The 14,174-nt window shown below is 54.3% G+C and carries 6 protein-coding genes, 2 tRNA genes and 3 rRNA genes; 2 read left to right on the top strand and 9 right to left on the bottom strand.

Going from position 1 to position 14,174, the window contains the following annotated elements; genetic code table 11:
* Positions 1 to 19: 19 nt before the first annotated feature.
* Entirely contained in the window at positions 20 to 1,402 is a 1,383-nt protein-coding gene (mltD, locus tag ACP3TA_RS09910) for a murein transglycosylase D (protein ID WP_033650995.1), read from the top strand.
* A gap of 52 nt (positions 1,403 to 1,454) precedes the next feature.
* Here mltD and ACP3TA_RS09905 read toward each other — a convergent pair whose 3' ends face one another.
* Together ACP3TA_RS09905 and ACP3TA_RS09900 are read right to left on the bottom strand one after the other, a co-directional pair.
* Entirely contained in the window at positions 1,455 to 2,249 is a 795-nt protein-coding gene (locus ACP3TA_RS09905) for an endonuclease/exonuclease/phosphatase family protein (RefSeq protein WP_025160092.1), read from the bottom strand.
* A 241-nt stretch (positions 2,250 to 2,490) separates the two neighbouring features.
* Positions 2,491 to 3,666, bottom strand: coding sequence for an MFS transporter (locus ACP3TA_RS09900; protein WP_046688268.1), 1,176 nt, complete (start codon positions 3,664 to 3,666; stop codon positions 2,491 to 2,493).
* A gap of 105 nt (positions 3,667 to 3,771) precedes the next feature.
* Between ACP3TA_RS09900 and yafC the strand changes: the two genes are divergently transcribed.
* The gene (yafC, locus tag ACP3TA_RS09895; protein ID WP_004930183.1) at positions 3,772 to 4,659 is read left to right on the top strand and encodes a DNA-binding transcriptional regulator YafC; all 888 of its coding nucleotides are present in this window, start codon (positions 3,772 to 3,774) and stop codon (positions 4,657 to 4,659) included.
* A 47-nt stretch (positions 4,660 to 4,706) separates the two neighbouring features.
* On the opposite strand, the gene dkgB is transcribed toward yafC, so the two are convergent.
* The 7 genes from dkgB to clpB form a co-directional block, all read right to left on the bottom strand.
* On the bottom strand, positions 4,707 to 5,510 hold the full coding sequence (dkgB, locus tag ACP3TA_RS09890; RefSeq protein WP_033650993.1) for a 2,5-didehydrogluconate reductase DkgB: 804 nt from the start codon (positions 5,508 to 5,510) through the stop codon (positions 4,707 to 4,709).
* A 213-nt stretch (positions 5,511 to 5,723) separates the two neighbouring features.
* Positions 5,724 to 5,800, bottom strand: a tRNA-Asp gene (locus tag ACP3TA_RS09885).
* 94 nt (positions 5,801 to 5,894) lie between these two features.
* Positions 5,895 to 6,010: ribosomal RNA gene (gene rrf, locus ACP3TA_RS09880) — 5S ribosomal RNA — on the bottom strand.
* Between the two features lie 175 nt (positions 6,011 to 6,185).
* Positions 6,186 to 9,093 (bottom strand): 23S ribosomal RNA (locus ACP3TA_RS09875).
* Between the two features lie 239 nt (positions 9,094 to 9,332).
* Positions 9,333 to 9,408 (bottom strand) — tRNA-Glu (locus ACP3TA_RS09870).
* 88 nt (positions 9,409 to 9,496) lie between these two features.
* Positions 9,497 to 11,038: ribosomal RNA gene (locus tag ACP3TA_RS09865) — 16S ribosomal RNA — on the bottom strand.
* Together the 16S, 23S and 5S rRNA genes with 2 tRNA genes alongside form the textbook arrangement of a ribosomal RNA operon.
* Positions 11,039 to 11,549: 511 nt before the next feature.
* Positions 11,550 to 14,123, bottom strand: a complete 2,574-nt coding sequence (clpB, locus tag ACP3TA_RS09860) for an ATP-dependent chaperone ClpB (RefSeq protein ID WP_025301647.1) — start codon at positions 14,121 to 14,123, stop codon at positions 11,550 to 11,552.
* Positions 14,124 to 14,174 lie beyond the last annotated feature (51 nt).

Here is a 14,174-nt window from a genome sequence, read left to right as displayed (position 1 = left end):
CAACTACATTGACACACACATGAAGGCTAAAGCGATATTTCTCGCCTCGGTCTTGCTAGTGGGTTGCCAGTCGTCCAGGCAGGACGCACCGGCGCCAGAACAGCATGCACAGAGTTTGTCTTCGGCTGGTCAAGATGGTGAAGCAGGAGAGTACACAGGAAATGGCCGAGCGAGCTCGGCGCGGTGGTTGGATAACAACAGTCCCGCCGCGCAACAGGACCTGTGGAACTTCATTAGCGACGAGCTGAAGATGGAGGTTCCGGAAAATTCCCGGATCCGTGATCAGAAAAGAAAGTACTTAAAAAGTAAGAGCTATCTCCACGATGTAACATTACGGGCAGAGCCGTACATGTACTGGATAGTCGGGCAGATTAAGAAACGTAATATGCCGATGGAACTGGTACTGCTACCCATAGTGGAGAGCGCTTTTGACCCACACGCCACGTCAAGTGCCAACGCCGCAGGGCTATGGCAAATCGTGCCGCAAACGGGTCGCAATTATGGTTTGAAAAACAATCAGTGGTATGACGGTCGACGCGATGTCGTCGCCTCGACAACCGCTGCGCTTAACATGATGCAGCGCTTGAACCGCATGTTTAACGGCGACTGGTTACTGACCGTAGCCGCCTATAACAGTGGTGAAGGCCGCGTGATGCAAGCGGTGAAGGCAAACAAACGCCAGGGTAAGCCAACCAATTTCTGGGCATTGTCGCTTCCGCGTGAAACGTCAATCTATGTCCCGAAAATGCTGGCGCTGAGCGACATCATCAAGAACAGCAAGAAGTACGGCGTGAAACTCCCGAAAACGGATGAAACCCGTGCGCTGGCTCGTATCGATGTCGGGCAGCAGATCCAGCTGACTCAGGCGGCTGAGATGGCTGGGCTTTCAGTCACCAAGATGAAAGCGTATAACCCAGGCTACAAAAAAGGCGTTACGGCACCCAACGGGCCCCATTACATCATGGTTCCCAAAGGGCATGCCGATCAGCTGAAAGACTCGCTGGCCGATGGCCAGATCGCCGTGACTCAGCCAACGACGCAGTTGGCGAAGAACAGCGGTTTGTCCGGTGGCAGTTCGTATAAAGTGCGCTCCGGCGACACCTTATCGGCCATAGCCAAGCGGCTGAACGTTAAGACCAGCGATTTGCAGAGTTGGAACAACTTACGCGCCAAGAGCGCCTTAAAAGTTGGGCAAACCCTGCAAGTGGCCAGCAATACTGGCAGTAACAGCAGTATCACCTACCAGGTTCGTAAAGGTGATTCGCTCGCCAGTATCGCACGTCGTCACGGCGTCGATATTAACGACGTGATGCGTTGGAATTCAACGCTAGCCAAAGGCAACCTGCAGCCAGGTCTGAAGCTGACCCTGTTTGTCGGCAACAAGATGACGCCGGATACTTAAATGTTCGGCACAAAAAAAGCACCCTTCGGGGTGCTTTTTTATTAGCTGCGATTCACCATACCGGCGAGTCTTTCTCCGGGTGAAACTCCACCAACAGCGGGTTGTGATCCGACGCGCTGGTCACCAGCACCGACGCCTCCACCACTCCCAGATTGCGGTAAAATACGAAATCCAGTGGACGACCGAAGGCCTTGCGGCGATGGTCGTCGGTGAAACTCACCTCGCGCAGCGCCATCTCTCCGGCAAAGTCATACAGTGCATTGATGCGCTTGCGGCTCCAGGCGTTGAAATCCCCCGCCATAATCACCGGCCCCCGGTGACTGGCGATCTGTTCGCCTATCGGCCCCAACTGCTTGCTGTAGACGTCGACACCCAGGCTAAAGTTCACCGCATGGATGTTCACCACCATCAACAGTTCGCCGTTGTACAGCGGATAAACGGTGATCAGGGCCGACTTGGAAAGCCGCAGCAGCGGCTCCCGCTCACGCAGCGGGCAACAGTAAACAGGATGAGCGGCAGCCAGCGTCATCACGCCGGAAGGGTGCTGCGGCAGCACAAAGGCCGGCACCTGATCGGCCGCCAGATAGTTGGCGGTAGCGTAGCTCACCAACTCTGGCGTGGTTTGCGCCTCTTGCAACAATACCAGCTGCGCGTCTTTGCCATGGTTTTTCAGCACCGAAAGCCAGTCGGCTCGCTGCTGTTTGAAAATATTCCATACCATGACGCGCAGGGCGCCGGTCGTCGGCAGCGCCGCCCCTGGCGGCAACGGCTGGTTAACGGCACCAGGAAAGATTCGCTCAACTGGCTGACCTGCAACATACCTCATTGCATAAGTTCGTTTCGGCACGCGATTCGCCTATTACCCATTAACATGAAAACTGGCGATGAACACTCGCCAACGATGAATTGATTATACGCCTACCCTGCATAGAGGGCATGGCTTTTGCGGGCATCACCTTTTCAGTTATAGGGGCCGCCTGCAGCGATTTCAATCTTCTGACGGTATAGCTGTGTAAAGGTGAGGGGTAATAGGTGAAAAATGCGAAAAGGCCCGCAAAATGCGGGCCAGGCAGCAAGAGTTTTACGTATTAAGCCGTTTGCAGCTGAGACTTTTTATCCAGGCGACCGCTGAAGCTAACCAGTAACAATGCAACCACCACGATCAACGCGCCAATCCAGGGGGTCTGCGCCAGCCCCAGTGAGGCAACGGTCTGGCCGCCAATCACCGAGCCGAGCGCAATGCCGATGTTGAACGCCGCGATGTTGAGACCGGACGCCACATCCACCGCATTTGGCGTGTATTGCGCGGCTTTCTGCACCACATACACCTGCAGCCCCGGCACGTTGCCGAAAGCGAACACGCCCATCACAATCACCGTCAGCAACGCGGCAATACTGTGGCTGGCGGTAAACTGGAACACCAGCAACAAAATGGCCAGCGCGGCAAAGATAAAGCTCAGCGCACGCACGGCCCCATGACGATCGGCCAGCTTGCCTCCCCAGATGTTACCCACCGCCACCGCGACGCCATAAGCCAATAGTATCCAGCTCACGGTCGGAGCAGAGAAGCCGGCCAGTTCCTGCATCATCGGCGCAAGGAAGGTAAAGGTCGTGAAGACCCCGCCGTATCCCAATGCGGTAATCGCGTAAATCAGCAGCAGACGAGGATGAGTCAGCACTTTCAGCTGTTCCCGCACGCCGGCGCTGCCCTGGTTCTTGATATTGCTCGGTACCAGAATAACGCTGGCCAGCGTGGCGACAGCGCCAATCAGAGAAACGGCCAGGAAGGTCTCACGCCAGCCAAACTGCTGGCCGATGAACGTCCCCAGCGGTACGCCGGTCACCAACGCCACCGTCAGGCCACCAAACATGATGGCGATGGCGGAGGCCGCCTTCTCTTTCGCCACCAGGCTAGTGGCGATAGTGGAGCCGATAGAGAAGAACACGCCGTGAGCCAGGCCGGTCAACAACCGAGCCACTACCAGCGATTCATAGCTGGGTGACTGCCAGGCCAGCAGGTTGCCGAGAGTGAACAGCACCATCAGGCCAACCAGCAGCAGTTTGCGAGGTATGCGGCTGGTCAGGGCCGTCAGCACCGGCGCGCCAATGGCCACGCCGAGGGCATAGATAGTCACCAGCAATCCAGCGGACGGTACGGTCACCCCAAGCTGCTCCGCGATAGTCGGGATCAACCCGACAATCACGAACTCGGTCGTGCCGATAGCAAAAGCGCTGATGGTTAAGGCAAGTAATGCGAGTGGCATTTTTTACTCCGAAATAGCATTCAAGTTGATGACGGCTATTATCGGCCTATGCTTAAATGATAAAAATGCTCAAAATTTCAAATTAACTTTGCTATCGGAGCAAAAATGAAAGCAAACTCTGACGAGTTGATCACCTTTGTCACCGTCGTAGAAAGCGGCAGCTTCAGCCGGGCGGCCGAACGCCTGGAACAAGCGAACTCCGTAGTCAGCCGAACGGTGAAAAAACTGGAAAGCAAACTGGGCGTAACGTTGCTCAACCGCACCACGCGCCAAATCAGCCTGACTCAGGAAGGAGAGAATTACTTTCGCCAGGTGCAGAAGGTACTGAACGACATGGCCGCGGCGGAAAATGCGCTGATGGAAAGCCGCCAGCGCCCGCAAGGCCTGCTGCGCGTCGATGCGGCAACGCCGGTGGTGCTGCATATGCTGACGCCTTTAGTGGCCGAGTTCCGCGAACGTTATCCAGAAATGTCGTTATCGCTGGTGTCTTCGGAAAACTTTATCAATCTGATCGAGCGAAAAGTGGATATCGCGATCCGCGTAGGCGAGCTGACCGATTCTACGCTGAAAGCACGCAAACTGATGACCAGCTACCGACATGTGCTCGCCTCCCCCGCTTATCTGGCTCAGCACGGCACGCCGCTAACGGTAGAAGATCTTGCACATCACTGCTGTATCGGTTTCAACGACCTGCCCAGCTTGAACCGTTGGCCACTGGCTTGTTCAGATGGCAGCCAGTTGGAAATCACCCCCGGTTTGACCACCAATAGTGGAGAAACCCAGCGCCATCTCTGTCTGCATGGCAACGGTATCGCCTGCCTGTCCGACTTTATGAGCGACGAAGATATCAAACGTGGAGATTTGGTCCCGATTCTGGTGGAAGCGACACTGCCGGTCGCCATGCCGATCAACGCGGTTTACTACAGCGACAGCGCCGTCAGCAACCGTCTGCGCAGCTTTATTGATTTTGTGAGTGAATACCTGAAACGATAAAAAAGGCGCCCCGATGGACGCCTTATGCTGACTACTGCGAGGAATGATTAATCCCAGTTTGGCGCCAGGCCTTCCGGACTAACCAGACGGCCGTTGCACTCCAGTGCGGCGATCTGCGCCATATCTTCGTCGGTCAGCGTCAGTTGCTGTGCCAATAGGTTGCTCGCCAGGTTTTCACGCTTGGTCGAGGAAGGGATCACCGCATAACCCAGCTTCAATGCCCAAGCCAGGACCACCTGTGCTGGGGTCGCATTGTGACGAGCAGCGATGCTTTTGATCGTTTCATCCTGCAGCGCTTTGCCGTAGGCCAACGTCATGTAAGAGGTGATGGCGATGCCGTGCTGCTGTGCAAATTCGACCACCTTGCGGTTCTGCAAGAACGGTGACAGCTCGATTTGGTTGGTGGCGATTTCATCGGCGCCAATCGCGTCAATCGCTTGCTGCATCAAATCGATGGTGAAGTTAGATACGCCAATTTGACGGGTCAGCCCCAGCTTTTTCGCTTCCAGCAGCTCAGCCATAAATTCGGCAACCGGCACTTCGTCGTGGGGTGACGGCCAGTGGATCAACGTCAGATCAACGTAGGACGTTTGCAGTTTTTTCAGGCTTTCTTGCAGGCTTGGGATCAGCGCGCCTTTCGCCAGGTTCGCGATCCAAATCTTGGTGGTGATGAACAGATCTTCACGTTTCACGCCGCTGGCAGCGATAGCCTGGCCAACAGCCGCTTCGTTTTCATAGATCTGTGCGGTATCGATAGTACGGTAGCCCAGCTCAAGTGCGGTGCTGACAGAATCGATAACAACCTGATCCTGAAGGCGGAAAGTACCTAAACCAAATGCAGGGATGCTCATAATGTTTTCTCTCATTAACGGGTAAATGTGGTATGAGGAAGATTATGGCAACTTTTTTATTGATCAAAAACGCCTGGTTCGGCATAAGACTTTTGATCTAAAGGCAACAATATCGGGAGATAAGGCGGTAAGGAAGGACAATTCCGGCCTGAAAAGCGCAAAATATAGATATGAAAAAGCCCTGAGTCAGAGACTCAGGGCTTATCAATTAAGTGGCGGAACGGACGGGGCTCGAACCCGCGACCCCCTGCGTGACAGGCAGGTATTCTAACCAACTGAACTACCGCTCCACCGATTCTTTTACGTTGTATCTTTCGATACCGGCAATATCGCGCTTTGCGACTTGCGCATTACCAGTCGTCACACTGATAACGTTTATTTGATGCCTGGCAGTGTCCTACTCTCGCATGGGGAGACCCCACACTACCATCGGCGCTACGGCGTTTCACTTCTGAGTTCGGCATGGGGTCAGGTGGGACCACCGCGCTATTGCCGCCAGGCAAATTCTGTTTCATTCCAACCGCTTCACTTCCATGAAGCCATCAGAACCAATCTTGGAACGTCGCTGAAAATTATTCGTATCATCCTGATACTCACCCCTTCGGGGCCAACGCTCCGCGTTGTTCAAAATCGTTCCTGACGATTTTGTCTCTCTAAAAACACCTTCGGTGTTGTAAGGTTAAGCCTCACGGATCATTAGTACTGGTTAGCTCAATGCATCGCTGCACTTACACACCCAGCCTATCAACGTCTTAGTCTTAAACGTTCCTTCAGGGACCTTAAAGGCCCAGGGAAGACTCATCTTGAGGCAAGTTTCGCGCTTAGATGCTTTCAGCGCTTATCTTTTCCGCACTTAGCTACCGGGCAATGCCATTGGCATGACAACCCGAACACCAGTGGTGCGTTCACTCCGGTCCTCTCGTACTAGGAGCAACCCCTCTCAATCTTCCAACGCCCACGGCAGATAGGGACCGAACTGTCTCACGACGTTCTAAACCCAGCTCGCGTACCACTTTAAATGGCGAACAGCCATACCCTTGGGACCTACTTCAGCCCCAGGATGTGATGAGCCGACATCGAGGTGCCAAACACCGCCGTCGATATGAACTCTTGGGCGGTATCAGCCTGTTATCCCCGGAGTACCTTTTATCCGTTGAGCGATGGCCCTTCCATTCAGAACCACCGGATCACTAAGACCTACTTTCGTACCTGCTCGAGCCGTCACTCTCGCAGTCAAGCTAGCTTATGCCTTTGCACTAACCTCACGATGTCCGACCGTGATTAGCTAACCTTCGTGCTCCTCCGTTACTCTTTGGGAGGAGACCGCCCCAGTCAAACTACCCACCAGACACTGTCCTCACCCCAGATTATGGGGCCGAGTTAGAACATCAAACATTAAAGGGTGGTATTTCAAGGATGGCTCCACGCAGACTGGCGTCCACGCTTCAAAGCCTCCCACCTATCCTACACATCAAGGCTCAATGTTCAGTGTCAAGCTATAGTAAAGGTTCACGGGGTCTTTCCGTCTTGCCGCGGGTACACTGCATCTTCACAGCGAGTTCAATTTCACTGAGTCTCGGGTGGAGACAGCCTGGCCATCATTACGCCATTCGTGCAGGTCGGAACTTACCCGACAAGGAATTTCGCTACCTTAGGACCGTTATAGTTACGGCCGCCGTTTACTGGGGCTTCGATCAAGAGCTTCGCCTTGCGGCTGACCCCATCAATTAACCTTCCAGCACCGGGCAGGCGTCACACCGTATACGTCCACTTTCGTGTTTGCACAGTGCTGTGTTTTTATTAAACAGTTGCAGCCAGCTGGTATCTTCGACTGGCTTCAGCTCCATCCGCAAGGGACTTCACCTACATGCCAGCGTGCCTTCTCCCGAAGTTACGGCACCATTTTGCCTAGTTCCTTCACCCGAGTTCTCTCAAGCGCCTTGGTATTCTCTACCTGACCACCTGTGTCGGTTTGGGGTACGATTTAATGTTACCTGGAGCTTAGAGGATTTTCCTGGAAGCAGGGCATCAACTACTTCTGCACCGTAGTGCATCGTCATCACGCCTCAGGGTTAGTATGCAACCGGATTTACCAGGTCACACCCCCTACACGCTTAAACCGGGACAACCGTCGCCCGGCTAGCCTAGCCTTCTCCGTCCCCCCTTCGCAGTAACACCAAGTACAGGAATATTAACCTGTTTCCCATCGACTACGCTTTTCAGCCTCGCCTTAGGGGTCGACTCACCCTGCCCCGATTAACGTTGGACAGGAACCCTTGGTCTTCCGGCGAGCGGGCTTTTCACCCGCTTTATCGTTACTTATGTCAGCATTCGCACTTCTGATACCTCCAGCAACCCTCACAGGCCACCTTCAACGGCTTACAGAACGCTCCCCTACCCAACAACGCCTAAGCGTCGCTGCCGCAGCTTCGGTGCATGGTTTAGCCCCGTTACATCTTCCGCGCAGGCCGACTCGACCAGTGAGCTATTACGCTTTCTTTAAATGATGGCTGCTTCTAAGCCAACATCCTGGCTGTCTATGCCTTCCCACATCGTTTCCCACTTAACCATGACTTTGGGACCTTAGCTGGCGGTCTGGGTTGTTTCCCTCTTCACGACGGACGTTAGCACCCGCCGTGTGTCTCCCGTGATAACATTCTTCGGTATTCGGAGTTTGCATCGGTTTGGTAAGCCGGGATGGCCCCCTAGCCGAAACAGTGCTCTACCCCCGAAGATGAGTTCACGAGGCGCTACCTAAATAGCTTTCGGGGAGAACCAGCTATCTCCCGGTTTGATTGGCCTTTCACCCCCAGCCACAAGTCATCCGCTAATTTTTCAACATTAGTCGGTTCGGTCCTCCAGTTAGTGTTACCCAACCTTCAACCTGCCCATGGCTAGATCACCGGGTTTCGGGTCTATACCTTGCAACTAATCGCCCAATTAAGACTCGGTTTCCCTACGGCTCCCCTATACGGTTAACCTTGCTACAAAATATAAGTCGCTGACCCATTATACAAAAGGTACGCAGTCACACCACGAAGGTGCTCCCACTGCTTGTACGTACACGGTTTCAGGTTCTATTTCACTCCCCTCGCCGGGGTTCTTTTCGCCTTTCCCTCACGGTACTGGTTCACTATCGGTCAGTCAGGAGTATTTAGCCTTGGAGGATGGTCCCCCCATATTCAGACAGGATGTCACGTGTCCCGCCCTACTCATCGAACTCACGACCTGTGCATTTTAGTGTACGGGGCTATCACCCTTTGCTGCGCGACTTTCCAGACGCTTCCACTAACACACAAGCCGATTCAGGTTCTGGGCTCCTCCCCGTTCGCTCGCCGCTACTGGGGGAATCTCGGTTGATTTCTTTTCCTCGGGGTACTTAGATGTTTCAGTTCCCCCGGTTCGCCTCATGCCACTATGTATTCATGACATGATAGTGTGTCGAAACACACTGGGTTTCCCCATTCGGGTATCGCCGGTTATAACGGTTCATATCACCTTACCGACGCTTTTCGCAGATTAGCACGCCCTTCATCGCCTCTGACTGCCTAGGCATCCACCGTGTACGCTTAGTCACTTAACCTCACAACCCGAAGATGTTTCCATCGTTCGCGCTGCAAACATTTGAGAGACTCTATGACAGGTTACTCTTCATCCCAGTACATCTACGGAGGGATAAATTTCAGCCGTCATGTTTCAATTTTCAGCTTGTTCCAGATTGTTAAAGAGCAATATCTTAAACATGACTCGGAAGTCATCTTTAAGATATGGTGTATCGTCAGATACTTGAGACCGCCGCTTTCACCGGGTGGGTCGGAAGCTTGGCGTCCCCTAGGGGATTCGAACCCCTGTTACCGCCGTGAAAGGGCGGTGTCCTAGGCCTCTAGACGAAGGGGACACGACACCGTACTTTTATGACGCTTTTGCTCGTTACTTTTTCATCAGACAATCTGTGTGAGCACGCCACTCGAAGCAATATCTTTAGGTAAGGAGGTGATCCAACCGCAGGTTCCCCTACGGTTACCTTGTTACGACTTCACCCCAGTCATGAATCACAAAGTGGTAAGCGCCCTCCCGAAGGTTAAGCTACCTACTTCTTTTGCAACCCACTCCCATGGTGTGACGGGCGGTGTGTACAAGGCCCGGGAACGTATTCACCGTAGCATTCTGATCTACGATTACTAGCGATTCCGACTTCATGGAGTCGAGTTGCAGACTCCAATCCGGACTACGACGTACTTTATGAGGTCCGCTTGCTCTCGCGAGGTCGCTTCTCTTTGTATACGCCATTGTAGCACGTGTGTAGCCCTACTCGTAAGGGCCATGATGACTTGACGTCATCCCCACCTTCCTCCAGTTTATCACTGGCAGTCTCCTTTGAGTTCCCGGCCGAACCGCTGGCAACAAAGGATAAGGGTTGCGCTCGTTGCGGGACTTAACCCAACATTTCACAACACGAGCTGACGACAGCCATGCAGCACCTGTCTCAGAGTTCCCGAAGGCACCAAAGCATCTCTGCTAAGTTCTCTGGATGTCAAGAGTAGGTAAGGTTCTTCGCGTTGCATCGAATTAAACCACATGCTCCACCGCTTGTGCGGGCCCCCGTCAATTCATTTGAGTTTTAACCTTGCGGCCGTACTCCCCAGGCGGTCGATTTAACGCGTTAGCTCCGGAAGCCACGCCTCAAGGGCACAACCTCCAAATCGACATCGTTTACAGCGTGGACTACCAGGGTATCTAATCCTGTTTGCTCCCCACGCTTTCGCACCTGAGCGTCAGTCTTCGTCCAGGGGGCCGCCTTCGCCACCGGTATTCCTCCAGATCTCTACGCATTTCACCGCTACACCTGGAATTCTACCCCCCTCTACGAGACTCTAGCTTGCCAGTTTCAAATGCAGTTCCCAGGTTGAGCCCGGGGATTTCACATCTGACTTAACAAACCGCCTGCGTGCGCTTTACGCCCAGTAATTCCGATTAACGCTTGCACCCTCCGTATTACCGCGGCTGCTGGCACGGAGTTAGCCGGTGCTTCTTCTGCGAGTAACGTCAATTGATGAGCGTATTAAGCTCACCACCTTCCTCCTCGCTGAAAGTGCTTTACAACCCGAAGGCCTTCTTCACACACGCGGCATGGCTGCATCAGGCTTGCGCCCATTGTGCAATATTCCCCACTGCTGCCTCCCGTAGGAGTCTGGACCGTGTCTCAGTTCCAGTGTGGCTGGTCATCCTCTCAGACCAGCTAGGGATCGTCGCCTAGGTGAGCCATTACCCCACCTACTAGCTAATCCCATCTGGGCACATCTGATGGCAAGAGGCCCGAAGGTCCCCCTCTTTGGTCTTGCGACGTTATGCGGTATTAGCTACCGTTTCCAGTAGTTATCCCCCTCCATCAGGCAGCTTCCCAGACATTACTCACCCGTCCGCCGCTCGTCACCCAGGGAGCAAGCTCCCCTGTGCTACCGCTCGACTTGCATGTGTTAAGCCTGCCGCCAGCGTTCAATCTGAGCCATGATCAAACTCTTCAATTAAAAGCTTGATGTGCTTCCACTCGAGAAGCGATGCTCAAAGATTTACTGCATGAATTTTACTTCAGTTAGTCACTCTTCAAGACTTGATATTTTTTTGCATCCGAAGATGCTGGATATCGTCTTGTGGAGTGCCCACACAGATTGTCTGATAAATTGTTAAAGAGCAGTGCCGAGAAACTCATCGGCGCGGGCTGCGTATATTACGCTTTTCACCCGGAGAGTCAAGCGTTTATTTCGCTTTCTTCTCGCTGACCCGGCGGCTTGTCAGTCGTTGTTTCCGGTCAGTGGAGGCGCATTATAGGGAGTTCTCGGCGGGCCGCAACCCCTAAATGCAAAAAACTTTTCAAGCGTTCAAATAATCACCAAAAACGCCTTTTTAGGATGTTTATTAGTCAGAAAATACCGGTTTTAGCACAGTAATAGCGGCAAACCCTGTAAACAGGGACAAACGAAGGTAAAGAAAAGGGAGCGGTCACCCGCTCCCTTTCATCTTTATTATCCTTAATTGCCGTTATTGTCGGGCAACGATATGGTCGTTTTCCACATCCAGCGTTACCAGCTTGCCGGGGATCAGCTTGCCGGACAGGATTTGCTGCGCCAGCGGGTTCTCGATTTCCTGCTGAATAGCGCGTTTCAACGGGCGTGCGCCATATACAGGGTCGTAGCCGGTTTTGCTTAACAGCGCCAGGGCCGGTTCGGTCATGGTCACTTCGTAACCGCGCTCTTCCAAACGCTTGTACAGACGCGACAACTGAATCTTGGCGATCGCGGCGATGTGTTTCTCGCCCAGCGGGTGGAACACCACCACTTCGTCGATACGGTTGATGAACTCTGGACGGAAGTGGTGACTCACCATCTCCATCACCGACTCTTTCATCTGCGCGTAGTTCATCTGACCGAAATGCTCCTGGATCAGATCGGAACCCAGGTTGGACGTCATGATCACCACGGTATTGCGGAAATCGACGGTGCGGCCTTGACCATCGGTCAGGCGGCCGTCATCCAACACCTGCAACAGAATATTGAACACGTCCGGGTGCGCTTTCTCGACTTCATCCAGCAGAATCACCGAATAAGGCCGGCGACGTACGGCTTCCGTCAGGTAGCCGCCCTCTTCATAACCGACATAGCCCGGAGGCGCGCCGACCAGACGCGAAACGGAGTGTTTCTCCATAAACTCGGACATATCGATACGCACCATGGCGTCGTCGCTGTCGAACAGGAACGAAGCCAGCGCCTTGCAAAGCTCGGTTTTCCCTACCCCGGTCGGACCGAGGAACAGGAACGAACCGATCGGTCGGTTAGGATCGGACAACCCCGCACGGCTGCGGCGGATCGCATTGGAGACTGCGCTGACCGCTTCGTCCTGGCCAATCACTCGCGAATGCAGTTCTTGTTCCAGGCGCAGCAGCTTGTCGCGCTCGCCTTCCAGCATTCTTGCGACCGGGATCCCGGTGGCACGCGCCAGCACTTCGGCAATCTCCGCATCGGTCACCCGGTTGCGCAGCAGCTTCATGCTCTTGCCTTCGGCCTGCGTGGCGGCGGCGAGCTGTTTTTCCAGCTCAGGGATTTTGCCGTACTGCAGTTCCGACATCCGCCCCAGATCGCCGACGCGACGCGCCTGCTCCAGGGTGATTTTGGCCTGCTCGAGTTCTGCCTTGATATTCTGGGTGCCGGAGAGCGACGCTTTTTCCGCTTTCCACTCTTCTTCCAGCTCCGAGTATTCGCGCTCTTTCTGCCCCAGCTCATCGCTCAGCATGTCCAGGCGTTTCTTGCTGGCGTCGTCAGACTCTTTATTCAGCGCCTGCTGTTCCAGTTTCAATTGGATGATGCGGCGCTCAAGCCTGTCGAGCGACTCCGGCTTGGAGTCCATCTGCATGCGAATGCTGGACGCCGCTTCGTCGATAAGGTCAATAGCCTTGTCCGGCAATTGACGATCGGCGATATAGCGGTGCGAAAGCGTTGCCGCCGCCACAATGGCCGGGTCGGTTATCTGCACGTGGTGGTGCAGTTCGTAACGCTCTTTCAGGCCGCGCAGAATAGCAATGGTGTCTTCCACGCTCGGCTCCGCCACATATACTTTCTGGAAACGACGTTCGAGCGCCGCATCCTTCTCTATATATTGACGGTATTCATCCAGCGTGGTGGCACCGACGCAGTGCAGCTCGCCGCGCGCCAGCGCCGGCTTCAGCATGTTGCCTGCGTCCATCGCACCATCCGCCTTACCGGCGCCGACCATGGTGTGCAGTTCGTCGATAAACAGGATAACGCTGCCTTCCTGCTTGGCCAGATCGTTGAGCACGCCTTTCAGACGCTCTTCAAACTCGCCGCGATATTTGGCGCCGGCGATCAAGGCGCCCATATCGAGGGACAATACGCGCTTGTGCTTCAGTCCTTCCGGCACTTCGCCGTTAATGATGCGCTGCGCCAAGCCTTCGACGATGGCGGTTTTACCTACGCCAGGCTCGCCGATCAACACCGGGTTGTTTTTGGTACGGCGTTGCAGCACCTGAATGGTGCGACGGATCTCTTCGTCACGGCCGATCACCGGGTCAAGTTTGCCCTGCTCAGCACGTTCGGTCAGATCGATAGTGTATTTCTTCAATGCCTGCCGTTGGTCTTCGGCGCCTTGGTCTTCCACGCTGTCACCGCCTCTCATTTGTTCAATGGCTTTGCTGATTTTGTCGGCCGTCGCGCCGGCCGCTTTCAACAAGTCGGTCAACGAGCCGCGGTCTTCCAGCACCGCAAGCACAAACAGCTCGGAAGAAATGAATTTGTCCGCACGCTTTTGCGCCAGCTTGTCGCACAGGTTCAGAACGCGCACCAACTCGTGGGACGGTTGAACGTCGCCACCGGTGCCTTCTACCTGCGGTAAACGGGACAGCGCCTGTTCGATCTCGGTGCGTACACGCCCGGCATCGATACCTGCGGAAGTTAATAGTGGACGAACCGTGCCCCCTTCCTGATTGAGCAGGGCGCTCATCAGATGTAGCGGTTCAATAAACTGGTTGTCGTGCCCAAGGGCTAGTGACTGGGCATCGGCGAGGGCAAGCTGGAATTTGTTGGTAAGACGATCCAGACGCATAACACCTCCAAGATGGGTCGAAATTGCTACTGGAGATTAAATGAGGTCATC

The organism is Serratia sp. 2C06 (genome assembly GCF_050037615.1).
Taxonomy (GTDB): Bacteria; Pseudomonadota; Gammaproteobacteria; order Enterobacterales; family Enterobacteriaceae; genus Serratia; species Serratia ureilytica.
The sequence above is the reverse complement of the archived record's forward strand: the minus strand, read 5'-3'. Positions and strand labels throughout refer to the sequence as shown.

Excerpts from the sequence above, each read along its gene's own strand:
- ACP3TA_RS09900 (WP_046688268.1), bottom strand. The coding sequence starts at position 3,666 with ATGCCACTCGCATTACTTGCCTTAACCATCAGCGCTTTTGCTATCGGC.
- clpB (WP_025301647.1), bottom strand. The coding sequence starts at position 14,123 with ATGCGTCTGGATCGTCTTACCAACAAATTCCAGCTTGCCCTCGCCGAT.
- yafC (WP_004930183.1), top strand. The coding sequence starts at position 3,772 with ATGAAAGCAAACTCTGACGAGTTGATCACCTTTGTCACCGTCGTAGAA.
- dkgB (WP_033650993.1), bottom strand. The coding sequence starts at position 5,510 with ATGAGCATCCCTGCATTTGGTTTAGGTACTTTCCGCCTTCAGGATCAG.
- mltD (WP_033650995.1), top strand. The coding sequence starts at position 20 with ATGAAGGCTAAAGCGATATTTCTCGCCTCGGTCTTGCTAGTGGGTTGC.